The organism is Corynebacterium sp. AOP12-C2-36 (genome assembly GCF_052379185.1).
In the GTDB taxonomy this organism is placed as follows: Bacteria; Actinomycetota; Actinomycetes; order Mycobacteriales; family Mycobacteriaceae; genus Corynebacterium.
The window spans coordinates 154,844-175,855 of record NZ_JBQSYJ010000004.1 but is presented as its reverse complement, the minus strand read 5'-3'; the positions used below and the strand labels follow the sequence as shown (position 1 = coordinate 175,855).

Annotated in this window: 17 protein-coding genes; 6 read left to right on the top strand and 11 right to left on the bottom strand. The window is 69.3% G+C overall.

Annotated features, from left to right (window positions below):
• Positions 1 to 65: 65 nt before the first annotated feature.
• Both ACT3UN_RS05040 and ACT3UN_RS05035 read right to left on the bottom strand, forming a co-directional pair.
• Entirely contained in the window at positions 66 to 1,310 is a 1,245-nt protein-coding gene (locus tag ACT3UN_RS05040; protein WP_444656592.1) for a hypothetical protein, read from the bottom strand.
• A gap of 134 nt (positions 1,311 to 1,444) precedes the next feature.
• The gene (locus ACT3UN_RS05035) at positions 1,445 to 2,371 is read right to left on the bottom strand and encodes an alpha/beta hydrolase fold domain-containing protein (protein ID WP_444656590.1); all 927 of its coding nucleotides are present in this window, start codon (positions 2,369 to 2,371) and stop codon (positions 1,445 to 1,447) included.
• Positions 2,372 to 2,584: 213 nt separating this feature from the next.
• Between ACT3UN_RS05035 and dnaK the strand changes: the two genes are divergently transcribed.
• Entirely contained in the window at positions 2,585 to 4,447 is a 1,863-nt protein-coding gene (dnaK, locus tag ACT3UN_RS05030) for a molecular chaperone DnaK (protein WP_444614810.1), read from the top strand.
• 2 nt (positions 4,448 to 4,449) lie between these two features.
• The gene (grpE, locus tag ACT3UN_RS05025) at positions 4,450 to 5,112 is read left to right on the top strand and encodes a nucleotide exchange factor GrpE (RefSeq protein ID WP_301444224.1); all 663 of its coding nucleotides are present in this window, start codon (positions 4,450 to 4,452) and stop codon (positions 5,110 to 5,112) included.
• Between the two features lie 252 nt (positions 5,113 to 5,364).
• Here the strand turns inward: grpE and ACT3UN_RS05020 are convergent, their stop codons facing one another.
• From ACT3UN_RS05020 to ACT3UN_RS05010, 3 genes are read right to left on the bottom strand one after another with little or no spacing between them, the layout of a single operon-like run.
• Complete coding sequence (locus ACT3UN_RS05020) at positions 5,365 to 6,432, bottom strand: hypothetical protein (protein ID WP_301444260.1); 1,068 nt, start codon at positions 6,430 to 6,432, stop codon at positions 5,365 to 5,367.
• A gap of 27 nt (positions 6,433 to 6,459) precedes the next feature.
• Positions 6,460 to 9,249, bottom strand: a complete 2,790-nt coding sequence (locus ACT3UN_RS05015; protein WP_444614809.1) for a hypothetical protein — start codon at positions 9,247 to 9,249, stop codon at positions 6,460 to 6,462.
• Positions 9,249 to 10,310, bottom strand: coding sequence for a hypothetical protein (locus tag ACT3UN_RS05010; RefSeq protein WP_444656588.1), 1,062 nt, complete (start codon positions 10,308 to 10,310; stop codon positions 9,249 to 9,251). Before ACT3UN_RS05010 ends, ACT3UN_RS05015 begins: the two co-directional genes overlap by 1 nt.
• Positions 10,311 to 10,486: 176 nt before the next feature.
• On the opposite strand from ACT3UN_RS05010, the gene dnaJ reads away from it, so the two are divergent.
• Both dnaJ and ACT3UN_RS05000 read left to right on the top strand, forming a co-directional pair.
• Positions 10,487 to 11,704, top strand: a complete 1,218-nt coding sequence (gene dnaJ / locus ACT3UN_RS05005) for a molecular chaperone DnaJ (RefSeq protein WP_301442177.1) — start codon at positions 10,487 to 10,489, stop codon at positions 11,702 to 11,704.
• A 20-nt stretch (positions 11,705 to 11,724) separates the two neighbouring features.
• Entirely contained in the window at positions 11,725 to 12,216 is a 492-nt protein-coding gene (locus ACT3UN_RS05000) for a heat shock protein transcriptional repressor HspR (RefSeq protein ID WP_301442176.1), read from the top strand.
• Here ACT3UN_RS05000 and ACT3UN_RS04995 read toward each other — a convergent pair.
• The 5 genes from ACT3UN_RS04995 to ACT3UN_RS04975 all read right to left on the bottom strand — a co-directional run bounded on the left by ACT3UN_RS04995 (position 12,207) and on the right by ACT3UN_RS04975 (position 17,713).
• Positions 12,207 to 13,130: a PhzF family phenazine biosynthesis protein gene (locus tag ACT3UN_RS04995; RefSeq protein WP_444656586.1), complete on the bottom strand. Its 924-nt coding sequence runs from the start codon at positions 13,128 to 13,130 to the stop codon at positions 12,207 to 12,209. The genes ACT3UN_RS05000 and ACT3UN_RS04995 overlap by 10 nt on opposite strands.
• Before the next feature lie 23 nt (positions 13,131 to 13,153).
• Complete coding sequence (locus ACT3UN_RS04990; protein ID WP_301442174.1) at positions 13,154 to 14,698, bottom strand: amino acid permease; 1,545 nt, start codon at positions 14,696 to 14,698, stop codon at positions 13,154 to 13,156.
• Between the two features lie 83 nt (positions 14,699 to 14,781).
• The gene (locus ACT3UN_RS04985) at positions 14,782 to 16,131 is read right to left on the bottom strand and encodes an alpha/beta fold hydrolase (protein ID WP_301442181.1); all 1,350 of its coding nucleotides are present in this window, start codon (positions 16,129 to 16,131) and stop codon (positions 14,782 to 14,784) included.
• A 99-nt stretch (positions 16,132 to 16,230) separates the two neighbouring features.
• Positions 16,231 to 17,154: an exodeoxyribonuclease III gene (locus ACT3UN_RS04980; protein ID WP_301442180.1), complete on the bottom strand. Its 924-nt coding sequence runs from the start codon at positions 17,152 to 17,154 to the stop codon at positions 16,231 to 16,233.
• An 82-nt stretch (positions 17,155 to 17,236) separates the two neighbouring features.
• Entirely contained in the window at positions 17,237 to 17,713 is a 477-nt protein-coding gene (locus ACT3UN_RS04975; protein WP_301442173.1) for a GNAT family N-acetyltransferase, read from the bottom strand.
• Positions 17,714 to 17,810: 97 nt separating this feature from the next.
• Here ACT3UN_RS04975 and ACT3UN_RS04970 point away from each other — a divergent pair, with 97 nt between their 5' ends.
• Positions 17,811 to 18,314 (top strand): GNAT family N-acetyltransferase, encoded by a 504-nt coding sequence (locus ACT3UN_RS04970; protein ID WP_301442172.1) that lies wholly within the window; start codon positions 17,811 to 17,813, stop codon positions 18,312 to 18,314.
• Here the strand turns inward: ACT3UN_RS04970 and ACT3UN_RS04965 are convergent.
• On the bottom strand, positions 18,302 to 19,123 hold the full coding sequence (locus tag ACT3UN_RS04965; RefSeq protein ID WP_444656584.1) for an LLM class flavin-dependent oxidoreductase: 822 nt from the start codon (positions 19,121 to 19,123) through the stop codon (positions 18,302 to 18,304). The genes ACT3UN_RS04970 and ACT3UN_RS04965 overlap by 13 nt on opposite strands.
• A gap of 23 nt (positions 19,124 to 19,146) precedes the next feature.
• On the opposite strand from ACT3UN_RS04965, the gene ACT3UN_RS04960 reads away from it, so the two are divergent.
• Positions 19,147 to 20,556 carry a recombinase family protein gene (locus ACT3UN_RS04960; RefSeq protein ID WP_096160824.1) on the top strand — a complete coding sequence of 470 codons (1,410 nt, stop codon included), beginning with the start codon at positions 19,147 to 19,149 and terminating at the stop codon, positions 20,554 to 20,556.
• Positions 20,557 to 21,012: the final 456 nt, after the last annotated feature.

The following is a 21,012-nucleotide window of genomic DNA, read 5'->3' as shown; positions in this document are numbered from 1 at the left end:
TGACAGCCGACTACCGGAACTGGGGCACCGATCCGGCCGAAAAGGTCGGCGGAACCGGTGGCTCGCTACTGGGGGCTGTCCTCCCCTGACTCCCCGCCGCCGGTTCCGGCACCGCCGGACTCGCCGTTGTCGGTGCCGTCACCGGTGTCGGTGCCGCCACCGGTGCCATTGCCGGTACCGCCGCCGTTGTTCCCGGTACCGGTCCCGTTTCCGGAGTTGTTTCCGGAGTTGTTGCCGTTCCCCGAGTTGTTACCGTTCCCGTTGTTGCCGCTGTTGCCGCTGTTGCCGCCACCGGAGTTTTCAGAGGGGGAGGACGGTGCCTGCGACGACGGTGACGCCGGCGCGGAATCCTCGGACTCCTCCGGGGAGGGGGAGTAGTACTCGTCGGGCTCGTCGTACTCGGGTTCGTAGTAGGTGGAACCGGAGTCGGAGCCACTGTTCGGCTGCGCGGTGGGGATCGGGCTGCTGGGGTCCCAGGCCTCGCGGGTGGGGTAGTTCGGTTCCACGCTGCTGTAGGGCGACTGGCGCTCCTGGTCGCTGCCGGAGTTCATCATGGCGACGGCGGTCGCCGCCCCGCCGACGGACAGCACCCCGCCGATCACGAGGATCCACCCCCAGGTGGGGAAGCGCCCGTACCAGGGGCGCGAGGAGTTCTTCGTGGACGTCCCGTCGCCACTACCACTGCCGCCACTGCTGCTGCCGGTCCCCGTGCCGGACGCCGCGGCGGCGCTGCCGGACGCGGCCGACTCTCCGGTCCCGGTGGACGCTGCGCTGGACGTGGTCGGGGCGTCGGCTGACGCTTCGCCCGACGTTCCGGTCGACGCGCTGGCCGCGCCTGCCGACCCTGCGGCGCCAGCCGCTCCCGCCGCACCGGCGACACCGGCCAGGGGGAGGACGCTGGTCGCGGAATCCTCGTCGGAGCCCGCGTCCGTGCTTGGGCCGGCATTCGGGCCGGCGTCCCCGCCCGGGGCGTGCTTGAGTTCGTGGCCGGAGATCTGCTCGTCGTCCACGACGGGGATGATGCCGGTGACCTCGGGGTCGTTGGTGGACCCCAGGGGCGCCTCGGCCTCCCCGGCGTCCCCGGTGTCGTCGGTCACCTCGGCGGATTCGGCGTCGATGACCTCGGTGTTCTCGTCGGAGTCGTCGCGCGCGCCGGAGTCGTCGATCTCGGCGGCGAAACCGTCGGTGCCGTCGGAACTCCCGGAACCGGCGGCATCGCCGCCCATGGTGAACTCGGTGTCCTCGAACGCGTCAGTGTCGCGCGGGAGGTCGTCACCATGGTGGCGGTGGGGGTCTGAGGGGTTGCTCATCTGGTCTCTTCGTCTCGTCACACGGTTCTGCGACATGCCGAGTGGCACCGGCGCGGGGAACGGTCGCGTCCATTCTAGCCCCCGTCGACCGTCTCACTAACCCACGGCGGCGTCGGACGTGTCGCCGGCACCGCTCACGGGGCCAGCCAGGACAGGATCTCGGCGCGTCCCGCCCGGCCTTCGGGGACGGGCAGCAGCGGGTAGTTGTGCAGTGCACCGTCCACGACGGTGGCCTCGCAGCCGGTGCGCTGCGCCAGCAGCACCGCGTCCGCGTGCAGGACGTCACGGGTGCCGCTCCACACGCGGACCGGGGGTAGCGTCCCCAGCTGGGCGTCGGACGCCGCGAGCGGGCTGACCAGCGGGTCGTCGACGCCCACGTGGCGTCCCCACGCCTCCCCGGCGACGCGTAGCGCGTCCGGGTGCAGCAACGGGTCGGTGTCGACGAGGTCGTCGGTGCCGGGGCTGTGGCAGGTGGCGTCCAGCCAGGGGCTGATCAGTGCGATCCGGTCGATCCTGCCGGCGGTCCCGGACCGGTCCTGCCGGTCGATCAGCCAGCCCAGGGCGAGTCCGGCGCCGGCGGAGTCCGCAGCGAGGGTGACGCGCAGGCACGAGGTCCCGGCCTCGGCGAGGGCCCGGTCCACGACCACGTCGAGCAGACGTGCGGCGGCGGTGGCGTCGAACTCCGGGGCGAGCCCGTAGTCCGGGACGACGACCTTCATCCCGGCGCCGGCGATCTCGCTGACCAGTGACCAGTGCCGGGCGCTCAGGCCGTTCACGTAGCCGCCGCCGTGCACGTACACGCAGATGTCCAGCGGGGTGTCTCGCGGGGCGTCGGTCGCGGGCACCAGGGAGTAGGTGTCGAAGTCCCCGTCGTCGGTGGTCAGCGTGTCCAGGACGACATGGTTGACCTGGTAGAGCTCGTGGGGGACCGGGGTGGAGGTCCGCGGGGTGGACATGAGTTCGCGGACCTTCGCCGGCGAGCGCCAGGACGTGCCCCCGGCCAGACCGGAGAGGCCGGGCAGTCCGGGGGCGGCGGCGAGGAGGTGCATCTGCAGGCTCATGGGGGTCGATCCTAGGGCAGCGGGGGTGGGCCCCAAAACAGGCCCGTGGAAAAAAGTTGAGCGGATCGGGAACAACTTTGCGGTGCGGCGAGTTGTACAGAATGTCAGACATTGAGTCGCAAGCACTCAACTCAGGTTGACACCTCGGAATGTCAGGTGCAGACTTGAGCGCGGCTCACTTAACAAGCTCAAGAACAGCAGGAGGAAGTCACCATGGGACGTGCAGTTGGAATCGACCTGGGAACCACGAACTCGGTCGTCAGCGTGCTCGAGGGCGGCGAGGCCACGGTCATCGCCAACTCCGAGGGCTCCCGGACCACCCCGTCGATCGTCGCCTTCGCCAAGAACGGTGAGGTGCTCGTCGGGCAGTCCGCGAAGAACCAGGCGGTCACCAACGTCGACCGCACCATCCGCTCCGTGAAGCGGCACATCGGCGACGACAGCTGGACCACCAGCGAGATCGACGGCAAGAAGTACACCGCGCAGGAGATCTCCGCGCGTACCCTCCAGAAGCTCAAGAGGGACGCCGAGGCCTACCTCGGTGAGGACGTCACCGACGCCGTCATCACCGTGCCCGCCTACTTCAACGACGCACAGCGTCAGGCCACCAAGGACGCCGGCCAGATCGCCGGCATGAACGTCCTGCGCATCGTCAACGAGCCCACCGCGGCCGCCCTGGCCTACGGCCTGGAGAAGGGCGACGCCGAGCAGACCATCCTGGTCTTCGACCTCGGTGGCGGTACCTTCGACGTCTCCCTGCTGGAGATCGGCGACGGTGTCGTCGAGGTGCGCGCCACCTCCGGCGACAACTCGCTCGGTGGCGACGACTGGGACCAGCGCGTCGTCGACTGGCTGGTCGAGAAGTTCAAGACCGCCAACGGCGTCGACCTGTCCAAGGACAAGATGGCCCTGCAGCGTCTGCGTGAGGCCGCCGAGAAGGCGAAGATCGAGCTGTCCAGCTCCCAGCAGGCCAGCATCAACCTTCCCTACATCACCGTCGACCAGGACAAGAACCCCCTGTTCCTCGACGAGACCCTGACCCGCACCGAGTTCCAGCGCATCACCCAGGACCTCCTGGACCGCACCAAGAAGCCCTTCGAGGCCGTGCTGCGCGACGCGGACTTCAAGCTCGCCGACATCGACCACGTCGTGCTCGTCGGTGGCTCGACCCGCATGCCCGCCGTCTCCGAGCTCGTCAAGGAGCTCACCGGCGGCAAGGAGCCCAACAAGGGCGTCAACCCGGACGAGGTCGTCGCCGTCGGCGCCGCCCTGCAGGCCGGCGTCCTGCGCGGTGAGGTCAAGGACGTGCTGCTGCTCGACGTCACCCCGCTGTCCCTCGGTATCGAGACCAAGGGTGGCGTGATGACCAAGCTCATCGAGCGCAACACCACCATCCCGACCAAGCGGTCGGAGACCTTCACCACCGCAGAGGACTCCCAGCCCTCCGTGCAGATCCAGGTCTTCCAGGGTGAGCGCGAGATGGCCCAGCAGAACAAGCTGCTCGGCTCCTTCGAGCTCGGCGGCATCGCACCCGCCCCGCGCGGCGTGCCGCAGATCGAGGTCACCTTCGACATCGACGCCAACGGCATCGTCCACGTCACCGCCAAGGACAAGGGCACCGGCAAGGAAACCTCCATCACCATCCAGGACGGCTCCGGCCTCAGCCAGGAGGAGATCGACCAGATGGTGAAGGACGCCGAGGCCCACGCCGACGAGGACAAGAAGCGCCGCGAGGAGCAGGAGGTCCGCAACTCGGCAGAGTCGATGGCCTACCAGACCCGCAAGTTCCTCTCCGACAGCGAGGACAAGGTCTCCGAGGAGACCAAGACCAAGGTCGAGGAAGCCGCGACCGCCGTCGACGAGGCACTCAAGGGTGACGACATCGAGGCGATCAAGGACGCCGTCGAGAAGCTGTCCGCCGAGAGCCAGGAGATGGGCAAGGCCATCTACGAGGCCGAGGCCGCCAACGCCGAAGGCGCCGAGGGTGCCGAGGGTGCTCAGGCCGAGGACGACGTCGTGGACGCCGAGGTCGTCGACGACGAGACCGACGGCAAGTCCGGGGATGATGCCAAGTGACCATGCCCGACAACCCCGGCGACCCCGCCGCGACCGACGAGGAGTACACGGCGCCGGAGATGGCCGAGACGACCCCTGAGGAGGATGCCGTGATCGACGCTGAATCCATGGACGCCGACGGTGTGACCGTCGACGCCGAGACGGTGGACGCGGAGGAGGCCGCCGAGGAGGCGACCGAGGCTCTCGCCGGTGATGTCGAGGACGGTGTCGCCGACACCGCCGACGCCGACCTCGACGGCTCCGGGGAACTCTCCGACGCCGAGGCCCAGCTCGCCGAGCGCACCGCCGACCTGCAGCGCGTCAACGCCGAGTACGCGAACTACCGTCGCCGTACCGAGCGTGACCGGGTGGGTATCGGTGAGGCCGCGAAGGCGGACGTGGCGTCTTCGCTGCTCCCGATCCGGGACGACCTGGACCTCGCCGAGCAGCACGGCGACCTCACCGGCCCGCTGAAGGCCGTCGCTGACAAGTTGGACTCCGTGCTCGGCGGCCTGAAGGTCGAGACCTTCGGCAACGAGGGCGACGAGTTCGACCCGTCGATGCACGAGGCCGTGCAGGACACCTCCAGCGGCGACGACACCGTGGTCGGTACCGTCCTGCGCAAGGGCTACCGGCTCGGCGACCGCGTTCTGCGCAGCGCCATGGTGGTCATCGCGGACCGGTAGACCGGTCGGGGCCTCGTAGGGGCCTCGTAGGGGCCTCGTAGGGGCCTCGTGCCCCACCCCTCATCGACACGACGCGCGGCCCCGGGACACCTTCACCACATGAAGGTGCCCCGGGGCCGCGCGTCGTGCTGTGCCTGTACCGGCCGATGTCACCTGAGCCATGCCCCAGGCTGATTCTCGGCCGTTTTCCTACCTGGGGCATGAGTCAGATGACATGAGGGGCCCAGGAGCATCAGGGACCCGGCACGGCCCCTACCTGCCGGTGATGAGGGCGGTGAGGTGGGCGTCCGGATGGATGCCCACGGTCCGACGGCCGCGTCGGTCGGTGGTGACGGTGGTGAACGCGGCGGTGGCACCGTCGTGGTGCAGGTGCAGCCGGGGGCTCAGCGGGCCCGGGTTCGACCCGTGGCGTTCGAGGGCCACGGTGGACATCGCGGTGATGCCGTCGAGCAGGTCCTGGCCACTGTCGACACCGCGTACCAGCATCAGGTGACGGTGCGGCACGGCGAAGATCACCCCGTCGGTGGCGTCGAGCCCCGGCACCCAGCTCGGCAGCAGTTCGTCGAGGAACAGTGGGGCGCTGGCGAGGAAGAAGGAGTCGGACTCCACGGTCCAGAGGTGCGCGGTGGTGCCACGGTCCTGGACGGGTGCGTGCAGCGGGGTGACGGTGACGCGGGCGTCGGCGAGTTCCTGCCAGGTGTTGCGGCGCGCCACATGGTGGAGGTCGGCGAGCTCGGTGCTGGTGGCGGTGCCGTGGGTGGCGAGGGCGGGGTCGTCGAGCACGGTCACGGCGTCGGGGCCGTCGAGGACGAGGGAGGTGCACAGGTCGCCGGCGAAGTCGCGGGAGGCGTCGTCGACGGGGCCGTCCAACGCGTCGAGGATGTCGCGTGGGGCGAGCCGGACGCGCAGACGGCGCAGGAACTCCGCGTCCGTCAGTGTTGAGGCGCCGGACGGGCCGGACGCGCCGACCGTGTCGGATCCACCTTCCACACCCGCGTCGTCCAGGTCGGTGACGTCACGGACGTGCCGGCGGATGAGTTCCAGCAGTTCGGAGAGGTTGGCGTGGGCCCCGGCGTCGGCGAGCTGCAGGGAGAGGGTGTGCAGGCTGACGGTCAGGGTGGTGGTGCCGCGGGCGCGGATGCGTCCGTCGGGCAGCCAGGTGGTGGTGAAGCCTTCCTCGTGGAGCAGGCGGATCGTCTGGTCCCGGAGGAAGTCCGCGCGGTGCCGTGGCAGGTGCGGGAACATCCGGTCGGGCGCCGTGGGCGCGGTGTGGGCACCGGAGTTCCGCGGGGCGTGTCTCCTGTGGTCGCGGCGGAACATGTTCACCAACACTAACAGCCCGGGCGGTCACACCGTGCGGTAGAACTCCGCCCGGTAGGCCTGCGCCTCGGCGGCGTCGGCGTGCACCTTCTCCCGACGCTGCGCCAGGACGCGCACCTGCGGGCGGGCCTCACGGGCGCCGACGGTGGTGGCGGTCGGGTTCTCGGAGTCCTCGGGCATCGCCTCACCCATGTCCACGGTCTCGGAGAACTCACCGGTGGGCACGGTGACGGTCTTCTCGTCGAGGGCGCCGTCGACCTGGCGGCCGAGTACGCGCAGGACGAGCCGTCCGTCGGTGTCGTTGACGCCCTCGACGATCAGCGCGTCCTGTCCGTTCTCGTCACCGCGGCGCACGGTGACCTCGCGCAGGGCGACGGACATGTCGCCGGTGACGTCCTCGGGGCCGGTGAGGTCGGCGTCGATGTCACCGGTGACGACCACGGGGGACGCGGTGACGGTGACGGTGCTGCCGTCGCGGGCGCCCTCGCGACCCAGCACGTCGCGCACCGTCTTCACCCCGGGGACGGTGACCTGCAGCGACGAGGCGTCCGGCCGGATCCACGCCTCGGGGTGGGGGAAGTAGCTGTCGGTGCCGTGGGCGGCGTTGTTGAGGTAGCCGTCCTGCCTGCTCCACAGGACCCAGTAGGTGGAGTCGTCACGCGAGAAGCGCAGTCCACGCAGGTCGGGGTGGGGGGACTCCAGCCAGCCGAGGAAGGTCGCGCCGTCGAGCATCTCGGCGGCGAAGGCGAAGGCGGGGAGGGCGGGCTTCGGGGAGCGGTCCACGTGCACGAGCCCGTAGTGGTACTCGGGTTCGGTGGGGTTCACCCCGTACTTGTCGTGCCAGAGCCCGTCGGTGAGCTGGAACCAGTGCACGCCGGTGACGCCCTCGGCCTTGGCGAGCATGAGCGTGAGCAGGACGGAGTCGGCGGCGGTGCGCTCGTCGTCGTACCACCAGGCGTTGGGGCGGGTGCAGGCGTAGGTCTCGGTGAGCCAGAGTTCGCTGGGTGCGTCCCCACCGTCGCCGGCACCGTGGCCGTCGAGGTAGGCGCGGGCGGTGCGCACCTGGCCGAGGAAGTTCCACTTGCCGCCGTCGTAGTCGACCACGTAGTTGCCGCGTCCGGCGTGTTCGGCGATGCCGTCGAGCAGGTCCCAGCCGTCGCGGTCGCGGATGGTGTCGAGGAAATCGGCGTCCCAGCCGGCCAGGGGCATGGCCAGCAGTTTGGCGTCGGTGCCGCGGCGGTCCATCTCCGCGCGGAAGGGCTTGAGCCACTGGTCGGTGTACTCGGTGGCCAGTTCCACGGTGTCGGCGTCGGAGAGGCTCCACTCGTTGAGCAGTTCGTAGTGCTCCACCCCGGCGTCCTCCCCGCGGTCGAGGGCCTTGCCGGCCCACTCGGTGAAGGTCTCACCGCTGCTCTCACCGTCACCGTCGTCGTCGAACTTGCCGGGGGCACCGCCGGGCTGGGAGCCGGTGTTGATGCCGAGGTCCTCGGACTCCTCGGCGGTGAGCCAGGGGTTGCGCAGGTGGCGGATGCCCAGACGGCGCCACATCGCCCGCTCGGCACTGCGGGACTCCAGCCCGTCTGCCTGGGAACTGCCGGCGGAGGCGGTGGAGGCGAAGCCGCCGAGACCCACGATGGACTGGTCGGCGGGGCCGAAGTCGTGACCGGGCCACACCGCGGCGGTGGTGCGGGCGAAGGAGTCGGCGCAGGTGACCTCCACCGAGCACCAGGAGCGCGGGCCGGGCAGGTCGATGTTGACCGCGGTGTCGGCGTAGGCGGCGTCCTGCGGGATGGCGACCTCGTGGCGGGAGCGGTGGAACTCCGCGCCGTCGAAGTCGCGGGCGGTGACCTCGAGCACCGTGGTGCTGCGTGCGGAGCGTCCGGCGAGCCCGACGGTGAACGTCCTGCGCCCGTCGTCGGTGAAGACGTTGTAGGTGGCGGAGGTGGTCACGTCCACGGTGGGGTCGGGCAGGCCGGTGCCGCCGAGGACCGCGCCGGCGAGCAGGGTGCGTCCGTCGTCGACGAGGCGGCGGGCGGTGCCGACGGTGGTGTCGGCGCGGAACTCGACCTGGGCGCGCCACACACCGTCATCGGAGCCTGTGTCGCCGGGGGCGGACGGCGCGGCGTGCAGCATCGAGGAACTGCGCGACATGCTGTTGCGCGTGGTGATGCAGCCGTAGAGTCGTTTCGGGTCGTCGTCGGTGGTGTCGGGGACGTCCCACTCCACGAAGTTGAGCTCGGTGACGCGCTCCTGGACGGGCACGCCGCCGCCGGTGTCGTGGACCCATTTCGTGGCGGGGACGTGGAACTCGGTGTCCTCCCGGGCGTCGACGAGGGTGCGGTAGATCCGCCCACCGCGCAACAGGGCACGGTCGGAGTCGTCGAGACCGTCACCCGGGACGGTGAACTCCCAGTCGGCGGTGACGCGCCCGCCGTCGGCGCGGTAGGTGACCGCGGCGGTGTAGTCGGGGTCGGTGACCTCGAACTCCACGCGCACCGGCCCGGAGGACGGTGCGCCGTCACCCGGGTCGTCCACGGTGGCGCCGCGGGTGCCGGTGGAGGACGACAACCGGTAACCGTCGAAGTGGACGAGCTGTCGTCCGGCGCTGGTCAGCACGGTGACGCGTCCGGGGTGGTCGGCGTCGCCGACCTGCAGCTGCAACGGTCCGGGATCCACGGCCGGGGGCGGGCCGGACGCCTCGTCGTCGCGGTTGCGCAGCACGGCGACGCCGCCGACGGTGGCCACGGCACCGGCGCCGAGCACGCCGCCACCGATGAGGAAGGAGCGGCGGCTGATGCCGTTCTTCTGGGTGCTCACTACTCCTGGTCCTCGCTCTCGAGCCGGGACATCAGGTAGTCGTCGGGTTCGACCTGCAGCACCTGTTCTCCGTCCTCACCGGTGGTGACGTTGGTGAACACGCGGAACTCCCCCTCGTGCGCCAGGTGCAGGCGCGCGGTCAACGGTCCCGGGTTCGCGGCCAACTGGCCCAGGGCGACGGAGGTCATGGTGTTGATGCCGTCGAGCAGGTCCTGGCCGGTGGTGACCTCGCGGACGAGCATGAGGTGACGGTGCGGCACGGTCACCATCACCCCGGCGGAGGCGTCCAGCTCCGGCAGCCAGCGTGGCAGCAGTTCGTCGAGGAACAGCGGTGCGCTGGCCAGGAAGTAGGAGTCGGACTCCGCCACGTGGAAGTGTGCGGCGGGGGATTCCTGGCGGGCCTCGGCGCGCACCTCGTTGACCTCGACGTCGGCGTCGAGCAGCTCCTGCCAGGTGTTGCGGTAGCCGACCTGGTAAAGGTCGGCGAGCTGTTCGCGGGTGGCGGTCCCGTGGGCGGCGAGTGTGTCGTCGTTGAGGGTCACGACCGCGTCCGGGGTGTCCAGGACCAGGGAGACCAGCAGGTCGCCGGTGAACTCGCGGGAGGAGTCCTCGACGGTGCCCGACGCGGCGTCAAGGGTGTTGCGGGACACCAGCCGGACGCGGAGCTGGCGCAGGAACTCCGCCTCGTCCAGCCCGTCGACGTCGATGTCGGTGAGCACGGTGCCGAGGAAGTGGTGGATCATCTCCACGACCTGGGCCGGGGTGGACCCCGGGGCGGCGGCGATCTGGAGGGAGAGGTTGTCGAGGCCGATGAGGCGGCGTGACGGGGGTGTGTCCGGCTCTGTCCCTGTGCCCGTTGCCGGCTCCGTCGCGGGGGTGGCGGCGATGTAGCCGTCGGGGCGCCAGGAGGTGTCGTATCCTTCGGCGTGCAGGCGGCGCATCGTCTCCTCGCGCAGCAGGTCGGCGCGGTGCCGGGGCAGGTGGGGGAACATCGCGTCCGGCGCCTCCGGGTCGACGACCCGCCGCGGTGTGGGGCGCTTACGGCCGTCTCTGGAGAACATGGGAACTTACCCTAACAGCCGGGAATGTCTGCTGCGCGTCATGCGTTGCAGGAGATAGACCTTAGCGTGATAGGCTCAAGTTTCATGTGACGGGTCCCGTGGGGTCCTGTGGGGCCCACGGCGGCAGCCAGGCCCTGAAATAGAGCCGAGACAGAACCCAGGAAGAGAGGAACCAGGTGGCCCAGAAGGAGTGGATCGACAAGGACTACTACGCCGACCTCGGCGTGTCGTCCACCGCGGAGGCCGACGAGATCAAAAAGGCCTACCGTAAGCTCGCGCGCGAGAACCACCCTGACGCGCACCCGGGCGACACCGCGGCGGAGAACCGGTTCAAGACCGCCTCCGAGGCCTACTCCGTGCTCGGCGACAAGGACAAGCGCGCCGAGTACGACGAGCTCAAGCAGATGGTCGCCTCGGGCGGCTACGGCGCGCCGGGCGGCGGGTACGGCACCCCGGGCGGGACGTCCGGCGGTTTCGGCGGGTTCGGCGGCGGTGCCGGCGGCACCGGCGGTTTCGACCTCGGTGACCTCTTCAACCGTGCCGGTGGATCCGGTGGCGGTGCAGGTGGGTTCGGTGACGTCTTCGGCGACATGTTCGGCGGCGGCTCCGGCGGTGGTGGCGGTGGTCGTACCCAGCGTCGCACCCGTGGTGCGGACGTGGAGACCGAGATCACCCTGGACTTCCGGGAGGCCACGAAGGGCGTCACCGTCCCGATCCGGCTGACCAGCCCCGCGGCGTGCACGACCTGCCACGGCTCCGGCGCCACGCCGGGGACCTCGAGCGCGAGGTGCGGCACCTGTTCGGGTGCCGGGGTCGTCTCGGAGAACCGCGGCGCGTTCGGGTTCTCCCGCCCCTGCCCGGACTGCAACGGCACCGGTACCCGTATCGAGGACCCGTGTGCCGACTGCAGCGGGTCAGGCCGGGTGACCCGTACCCGCACGATCACCGTGCGCGTGCCCGCCGGTGTGGTGGACGGCCAGAAGGTCCGCCTCGCCGGGCAGGGTGAGGCCGGTGAGCGTGGGCGTCCGTCCGGTGACCTCTTCGTCACCGTGCACGTGCGCGCGGACAAGCTGTTCACCCGCAACGGCGACGACCTGAAGATGACCGTGCCGGTCAGCTTCACCGAGCTCGCCCTCGGCGGGGCGGTCACCGTGCCGACCCTGGACACCCGCGTGCGGGTAAAGATCCCAGCTGGGACGGCGGACGGCACCACGCTGCGCGTGCGCGGCCGCGGCGTGACCAAGCGCAATGGCGCGTCCGGCGACCTGTTGGTGACGGTGAAGGTCGCGGTGCCGAAGAATCTCGACGAGGGCGCGGCGAGTGCGTTGCGTCACTACGCTGAGGAAGAGAAGCGGACCGGTTTCGACCCCCGTGCGGGCTGGTCCGGGAACTGACGGACAGTTGGTGGTTGAAGATGAGTGACAGGAACGGAGACGTCCCGGGTGAGCCCCGGGAGGTGTTCGTGATCTCCGTCGCCGCGGAGATCACGGGCATGCACGCGCAGACGCTGCGCACCTACGACAGGTTGGGGCTGGTCTCCCCGGAGCGCACCAGCGGCGGGGGGCGGCGCTACTCGCGCGACGACATCGAGCAGCTCCTGGAGATCCAGCGGCTCAGCCACGACGAGGGTGTGAACCTCGCCGGCATCAAGGCGATCATCGGCCTGCAAAACAAGGTCCGTGACCTGCGTGACGAGGTGGACGTGCTGCAGGTCCGCCTCGCCGCCGCCGAGCACGACGCCGACGAGGCGGGACGCTCCGGCGGCGGGCGCCGCCGTGGCGAGATCGTCCACGTCCCGCGTTCCACCGCGGTGGTCCTGTGGGAGCAGCGCCGACGCCGGGGACGGGATGGCCGTGACGGTCGCGACGGGCGCGGCGGCAACGGGTCCGACGGCCGTCAGGGCTGAGGCTGGGGGAATTCCGCGTGACCGTGGAACAGGGTGGTCGTGGCGCCACCGACCAGGACGTTGCGTCCTGACCCGACCGGGGTGACGCTGATGCGTCCCGTGCGTCCCGTGCGTCCCGTGCGGCCCAGGACGGTGCCCTGGGCGGCGGTGTAGGCCTCGGTGATCTTCCCGCTGCGCAGCAACCACTGGCCGACCGAGGCGTTGAGCGACCCGGTGACCGGGTCCTCCGCACCGGCGGCGCCGGGCACGAAGGCGCGGATCTCCAGTCGGCACGCCGCACCGTCCGGGTAGAGGCCGAAGACGCCGACCTTTAGGTCGGGGTGGGCGCTGAAGTCCGGACGCAGGTCCAGGACGTCCTGCGCGTGGGGCAGCTGCACCGCCGCCCACCCGGGGCCGTTGTCGGCCCACTGGTGGTCGACGATCAGCGACCGGTCGATCCGCAGCGCCTCGCTGATCCGGGCGAGGTGTTCCTCCTCCAGCGGCCCGGTGCGGGTCGTCGGCGGGGCGGTGAAGGACAGTGCGCCGGTGCCGGGATTGCGGTGGACCTCCACCAGGCCGGCGGCGCACTCCTGGATGATCACATCGTCCTGGTGCGGCTCGCCGCCGACTTCGAGCCAGGCGTGCGCGGTGCCGAGGGTGGGGTGTCCGGCGAAGGGGAGCTCGCCTTCTGGCGTGAAGATGCGCACCCGGTAGTCGGCCTGCGGTGCCGGTGCGTCCTGCGCCGGATCCGGGGTGGACGGGGAGAGGACGAAGGTGGTCTCGGAAAGGTTCGTCCAGCAGGCGATGCGCTGCATCTGCTCGTCGTCGAGGTCGTCGGCGTCGAGGATCACGGCGACCGGGTTGCCGCGGTAGGGCTCGGCGGAGAAGACGTCGACCTGGGCGAAACGGTGCTGGCGTGCGGGGTCGTGAGGCATGCACGCATCGTACAGCGGGGCAGTTACAGGCTCAGCGTCCCCTGCGCGATGAGCACGATCGCGACGATCGCCGCCACCGAGACCCCGGTGGCGATGACCCACTCGAAGGCGTTGAACACCCGGCCGCCGGCGCGGCGACGGGTCACCACGTAGGCGATCATGCCCGGCACGATCAGCACCATGCCCATGAGCACGTACTTCACGTCCGCGGCGTAGAACAGCCACAGCGAGTAGACCAACGCCAGCACGCCGGTGAGCAGGTGGACGCGGTTGGTCCGGCGGTCGACCGAGGGGCCGGAGAGGTCGAACTTCGTACCGGCGTCCGGGTGCGACAATCCGGCGCCGCGGGTGCACAGGAACACTAGGTACAGCGCGGAGAACAGGTAGGGGATCAGGTACAACGACGTCGCGAGCTGCACCATCGTGGTGTAGGCGGACTCGTTGAGGTAGAACACCACGATGAACAGCTGGATGACCACCGCGGAGAACAGCTGGGCGACCACCGGGGCGCCGCGGTGGTTGATGTAGCCGAGTTTGCGGGGCAGCAGACCGTCCTGCGCCATCAGGGTGATCGGTTCGGCGCACAGCATCTGCCAGGAGACGTAGGCGCCCAGCACTGAGATGCACAGGCCGATCGACACCAGCCCGGCCCCCCACGGGCCGACGACGAGTTCGAGCACCTCGGCCATGGAGTTGTCGCCCATCGCGGCGAGTTCCTCGCGCGGGGCGACACCGTAGGACAGGAAGCTCACCATCACCAGCAGCAGGAAGACGGTGAGGAATCCGAGCAGGGTGGCCAGTGAGACGTCCTTGCGGCGGCGTGCGCGGCGCGAGTACGTTGACGCGCCCTCGACACCGATGAACGCCCACACGGTGAACAGCATCATGCCCTTGACCTGGTCGGACAGGCTGGACGCCTGGTCGGCGTTGTCTCCGAAGGTCTCGGCGGAGCCCCAGAAGTCGGCGGTGAAGACCTCGGTGTGGAACCCGGCGAAGGCGACGATGCCGAGGAAGGCGAGGATCGGCAGCAGCTTCGCCGCGGTGGTGACCACGTTGAGTACCGCGGCCTGGTGCACGCCGCGGGACAGGGCCAGGAAGATCACCCAGTTCAGTCCGGAGACGAAGAACGCCTGCACGAGTGACTGCCCGTCGGAGAACAGGGGGAGGAAGTGGCCGAGTGAGCCGAAGAAGAGGGTGGCGTAGCCGACCTGGGCGATGATGCTGCCCAACCAGTAGCCCCAGCCGGAGGCGAAGCCGACGAAGTCGCCGAGTCCGCCGCGGACGTAGCTGTACACCCCGGAGTCGAGGTTGGGTTTGCGGTGCGCCAGAGCCTGGAAGACGAAGGCGATGCACAGCATGCCGATGCCGGTGACGACCCAGCCGATGACCGCGGCGCCGGGTGAGGCGACGGCGGAGATGTTCTGGGGCAGGGCGAAGATGCCGGCACCCACGCAGGAGCCGACGATGAGCGAGACCAGCGTCGGCAGGCGGACGGTGTCCCTGCGGGCTGTGGACCCCCGGGTGTCGGGGTCGGCGGAGAGGCCGGGGTCGGCGGAGGTGTCAGTCACGGGGAGTCAGAGTATCCCGAGTGCCGTGGTGCACACGAATGCGGTGCGAGGTGGTGGCCGGGGAGGGACGTCGCTCCAGGTGGTCAGTGGTCGCTGGTCAGCGCACGCAGGTGGCGCAGGATGGCGGCACCGTCCTGGCTGATCCCGTTGTGCTCCCACCGGTTGGTCACGTGGGGGCGCAGGCCACGGATCGTGGCGGCGGTCTCCATGGACAGTTCGAAGGGGACGAAGATGTCGTCGAGGTACACCGCGGCGGCGGTCGGGACCTCGGTGCGGCGCAGCTGCGCGGCGTCGTACAGGGGCGTCCAGTCGTCCTTCGCGGCGAGCAGGTCGGCGACGGCCTTCCACGGGCGCAGCGCGGGGTCCTCGTCGAACTGCCAGGGGAAGAAGTGCTCCGCGGTGAGGTAGAGCGGAGCGTCGGTGTCACCGTCGGTGCGTCCTGCGTTCTCGGCGAAGCCGGGGACCTCCTCGCGGATGCGGTCGGCGGCCCAGTTCGTCGCGGTGTCGATGCCGTAGATCGTCTCGTGGACCACCGCGTACAGCGGTGCGTCCGACACGGAGAGGTGACCGGCGAGTTCGGTGAGGAAGGGGGTGCGCAGCCGGCGACGTCCCGCGATGCCCGGGCCGCCGGGCACCGCGCGGAAGGGGTCCTCCAGCAGGTATGCGAGCATGTCGAAGCCACCGGTGCGGCCCAGGTTCATGCCCACGGTGCGGAAACGGCGGGACGTCAGACGTTCCCCGGTGGGCAGCGTCTCCTCCGTGTCGTCCAGGTGCCGGCAGATCTCGGCGACACGGTCGGCGGCCCAGGGGAAGCGCTCGTAGAAACGCTCGTTGCGCACGGCGGTCTTGGCGAAGGTCGCCCGGTAGATGTCGTCGACGCTGGTGTGCGGGGCACCGACGTAGCCCGGCAGGCCGCCGGTGAAGAACGCCTCGCGGACGCCCTCGGGGCGGAAGGAGAGGTAGGTGGTGATGCAGAAACCGCCGAAGGACTGCCCGAGCAGTGTCCACGGCTGCTCGCCGAGGGCGTGGCGTAGCAGTTCGGCGTCCTCCACGATGCTGTCGGCGCGCAGGTGGGTGAGGTATTCGGCCTGGTCGTGGGGTGTGGGGCCGAGGGCTTCGGGTGCGGCGACGTCGACCGGGGTGGAGCGGCCGGTGCCGCGCTGGTCGAACAGGATCACCCGGTAGTTCTTGAGCGCCTCGCCGAGCCAGCCGGACAGCACGCCTCCGTCCCCGTTGGCGACAGGGCGCGGCGAGCCGTGGCCGGGGCCGCCCTGCAGGAAGAGCAGGGCGGGGCGGTCCTCACCGCCGTCCGGGACGTACTCGCGGGCGTAGATGTCGATGGTGCGGGGGTCGGTACCGCCGTGGACGAGCGGTGCGGTGAGCACGTGCTCGCGCACGGTGTGCCCGTGACGCCGGGTGGAGGTCGTGTGCAGGTCGGTACCGGAGGAGGCGGGGGAGTTCATGCCCTCAAGTTCTACCCGAGAGCACGGACATGGACGGAGCTGACTCATAGCGACACTTGTTGACCGGGATCACCCCAGGTCGTAGTCCACGACCACCGGTGAGTGGTCGGAGAGCCGGACCCCGCGGAAGTCACGGTCGACCTGCGTGGTGACCGCGGCGCGGGCCAGGCGCGGCGACGCCAGGTGGTAGTCGAGGCGCCATCCCGCATCCTTCGCGAAGGACTGGCCGGCCCACGACCACCACGAGTACGGGCCGTCCTCGTCCGGGTGCAACCGGCGGACGACGTCCACCAGTGTGCGGGCCGAGAGCTGTTGGCCGAACCACTCGCGTTCCTCCGGGAGGAAACCGTCGTTCTGCTGGTTCCGACGCCACGCCGCGAGGTCCTGCCTGGTGTGCGCGATGTTGAGGTCACCCATCAGCAGGAACTCCCTGCCGTCGGCCATCGCGGCGCGCCGGGTGAGTGTGAGGTAGCGGGCGAACCCCGCCAGGAACCCCATCTTCCGGTCGTAGCGGGCACCGCCGTCCGGTGCCTCACGCATTCGCCCGGGGCGTTGCAGCTCCGCAGGGAGCCCACCTTTGGGCAGGTAGAGGCACGCGATGGTGACCGGGGCATCGGCGAGATCGACCTCGATGTAGCGGCCCTGGGTGGTGAAGGGCCGTAGCTTCCTCGCCAGCGGCACCCGGTCGTCCGCGGGGATGTCCCGGAGGTCAGCGGCAGTGCAGTGCGGGGTGCCGCGCAGTGCCGAACCGCTCCACGTGCGAACGGCCACCGGCGGGCGGCGGGTGAGTACGGCGACGCCGTTGCGTCCTGCGATGGAGCCGGTCTCCAGGGCGACGTGGTAGTCGCCGAAGGCGGCGTCCGGCACTTTGTCGGCCTGGGCGCGGACCTCCTGGAGGGCGACGACGTCGCAGTCGCGTCCGGCCAACCAGTCGCCGAAACCACGTCGGTGGGTGGCGCGGATGCCGTTGACGTTGGCGGTCGCGATGCGCAGCATTCCCTGAGGTTACCTCCCGTGGGCCGGGAGCTCTCGAGAGGCTGGAAGGCACCGGAAAGCACCGGAAAGCACCGGAAAGCTAGGAGAGCCTCTTGGAGAGGTGGATGAGTGAATAGTCCCCGACAAGCGTGCGAGCCGTCTCGACGTACCCGCTGCGCTCGTACAGGCGGATGTTTGCCGTCGAGTGTTCGCCGGTGAAGAGCCGCATCTCCAGGGCGTGGGGGAACGCCGTCTCTGCCTCGTCGAGCAGGAAGCTCCCGACCCCCTTTCCCTGCATGTCAGGAACCACGGTCAGGCGTCCCAACTCAACGGTGGAACCGATCCGACGAAGTCGCACAGCTCCGATCAGGCGTCCGTTGTACCGGACGCCGAGTGCGGCGACGTCCGGGGCGGCCAGTTCGGTGCGTAGCTCGTCGAGGGTCTGGGTCAGTGGTGGCAGGTCGAGATCCTGGTGTGCCCGAGCCTCTGTGACGTAGGCGGCGCGCTGGAGGGTCATGACTTCCCCGGCGTCGGCGTCGCCCAGCGCGGTGATCGTGTACGTGGTTGTCTTCGGCATACCGTGACTCCAGTCCTTGGGGTGATCGTGATCCTACGGGACCGGGGGATGCTGTGCTCGGTGTGGAGTACAGGGGCGTGGAGGTATCGTCGGCCCGGTGTACAGCATCTCCGCGGCGGACCTCGACGACCCACGTGTCGTGCAATTCATCGGTGAACACCTGCGGGATCTGGCTCCGACAGCTCCTGTCGAGAGTCAGCATGCGCTGGGTCTGGCTGAACTGAAGGCTCCCGGGGTGAGGGTGTGGGTCGCCGTCAGCGACGACCGTGGTCATGGTGTGGTCGGCTCGGTGGCGCTTGCGCCGGTGGGCGTGGGCCATGAGGAGCTCAAGAGCATGCGGACCGATCCCGCCCGGCGCGGTGAGGGGATCGCCGCCAAGCTGCTTGGACATGCGCTCGCTGATGCAGGACGGAGAGGCGTGGGGCGGGTGTCGTTGGAGACCGGGAGCGGGGACTTCTTCGCACCGGCCCGAAGGCTCTACCGCAGGTCGGGGTTCCTGGAGTGTGCCCCGTTCGGTGACTACGGCGAGGACGCGAACAGCGTCTTCATGACGGTCGAGGTCACCGGGAGTCACCTATCGCGGTCGGCTCAGAGCGGGTAGCCGGTGACCGGGCCGGCGGTGTTGGGCTGCCAGCCGAGTTCCGGGGCGACGTGCTCGGCGAAGGCGGAGAGGATCCGCAGGTTGGCGTCCACGCCCAGCTGGCTGGGGATGGTGAGCATCAGGGTGTCGGCCTCCATCACCGCGGCGTCGTTCTTCAACGCCTCGACCAGTTTGTCGGGCTCGTCGGCGTAGGTGCGTCCGAAGGTGGCGGTGCTGTCGTCGATGTACCCCACGCCTCCGGAGTCGCCGGAACCGAACATGCGCCGGTCGGTCTCCGAGAGGATCGGGAAGATCGATCGGGACACCGAGGTCCGCGGCGTCCAGGTGTGGCCGGCCTCCTTCCACGCGGTGCGGAACAGTCGCAGCTGGTCGGCCTGCAGGTCGGCGAACTCCTCGCCGTTGGCCTCGGTGAGCAGCGTGGAGCTCATGAGGTTCACACCCTGCTGTGCGGCCCACACCGCGGTGTCGCGTGAGCCCGCACCCCACCAGACGTGCCGGCGCAGCGTCGGGGAGTTCGGCATCACCGGGACCTGCACGTTCGGCTGGTACATGCGTGGGTACTGCTCGTCGAGGGGGAGTGAGGTGGCGATGCCTTCACCGTCCACGGCGGACATGAAACGGTCGAACTTCTGCCGTGCCATGGCCGCCCCCTTGGGGTCGTCCGGCTCGGGGACGTAGCCGAACTCGGCGTAGCCACGGTCGACGGGTTCGGGTGATCCCCGGGAGACGCCGAGGGCGACCCGTCCGTCGGCGAGGAGGTCGAGCTGGGCGGCTTCCTCGGCCAGGTGCAACGGGTTCTCGTAGTGCATCGCGTAGTTGTAACCTTGGAGTTATGACTAAAGTTGCGGCGTACGTCCGAGCATCCGTCGATTTCACCGGTGAGCGCTGGTCGGTCGGCACTCAGAAGGAGGTCATCGCACGTCGAGCCAAGGAACGCGGTTGGAAGATCGTCGACGTCTATGAGGACAGTGGAGTGTCCGCATCCAAGGCGCGCGGTCCCAAGACTGACTGGGCGAGAATGCTTCGCGACGCCGATGCGGGCCACATCGACATGGTCGTCGCAGTGGACGTGGATCGACTGCTTCGGAGCACGAAGGATCTCAACACCCTGATCGACCACGGGCTCAAGATCGTCACGCTGGACGGCGAAATCGACCTGTCCACGGCTGACGGCGAGTTCAGGGCGACGATGCTGGCGTCCATCGCGAGGTTCGAGACAAGGCGGAAGTCCGAGCGCCAGCTCAGGTCGAATGCGCGTCGACGGGCAGAGGGCCTGCCTGCCTCGGCCTGGACGCCGTTCGGCTGGACGAAGGACGGCAAGGTTGTCCCTGATCAGGCGGAGGCGGTCCGCAGGGCGTTCGACTCCTTTCTCGGCGAGCCGTCGCTGTCCATCCGCCGCATTCGCGAGGACCTCAACGCAGCCGGTCACCGCACTGCCCGAGGATCCGAGTTCTCCACCGACGCTGTCCGTTACTTGCTCGGGAACCCGCTCTACGCAGGCTTCATCAAGAAGTACTCCACGGGCGAGCTGCACCCTGTCACGGATGAACGGTTCCCGCCTATCGTCGCCGAACAGACATGGCGGGCAGCGTTGGCGAAGCTGGAGGACAACGTGAGGCGGGCGGCCAGGCAGGGCAATCAGCCGAAGTACCTGCTGTCGTCGGTCGGGCTGTGCGGGAAGTGCGGCGCGACGCTCGTCTCTGGGACCAACAGTCAAGGGGTAGGCACCTACAGGTGCGGCGACCACTTCCACCTCTCGCGCCAGCGCACGCCTGTCGATGCGATGGTGACCGAAGCCGTCCTCACCAGACTATCCGCGGGGGACGTGCACGACCTGGTCGTACCCAAGGAGGACGTCGGGGTCGACCGCGAGACACTACTGACGGAGCGCAACGCCCTGATCGAACGCGTGAACGAGCTGAGCCCCATGCTGAGCGACGTCAGTCAGCCCGTTATCGAGATCACGCAAGCGATCAACGATGTGAAGGCCCGCATCGTCGAGATCGACGCCGAACTGCATGATCGGTCAGTGTCGCAGACGTCGGACTTCATGGTCGACATTGCCGATCCCGTTGGCACCGTGCAGCGCCGCGAAGCCGTAGAGCGGAAGTGGGATGCATGGGACATGGACCGTCGTCGGCTACTCGTGGACGAGCTGGTGACGGTGACCATCGAGCCGATCCGCCCAGGTCACGTGAAGTTCGACCCTGACCTCATTCGGATCGATCCGAGTCGCAACTGATTCACGAGTCGACTCGTCATTGCAATGGTGAGTCGAGTCGTGGGAGAATGGTTGCAGACATAGAGAATCCCCCGGGGTCCGAGGTAGTAACTCGGCACGAGCCCCCGATAATTAGCCGGTAAACACAGTCGTAAGCGCTCGACGGGATCCGGAAGAACTCATTCGTGAGGTTTTCCGTCATGTCTTCTGTCGTTCTCGACGACCCTTGCACCAGCGATCTGTTTCCTCCCCTGACCCCAGTGGGGTCTGAGGGGTTCCCTTCCCGCCATGATGGTGACGATCCCGTCATCGCCGCTGCCCGCGCCGCTGGCCATCGTGCCGGTAAGCGCCTGGCTAAGACCCCATTGACCCCTCGACAGAGGGCTGTCATCGCCTCCCTGGTCGGGGGTGGTCGGTCATGAGCGCCAACGCCTCTGCATTCGACCATGTCCTTGGTTTCCGTTGGCGTCAGGGCGA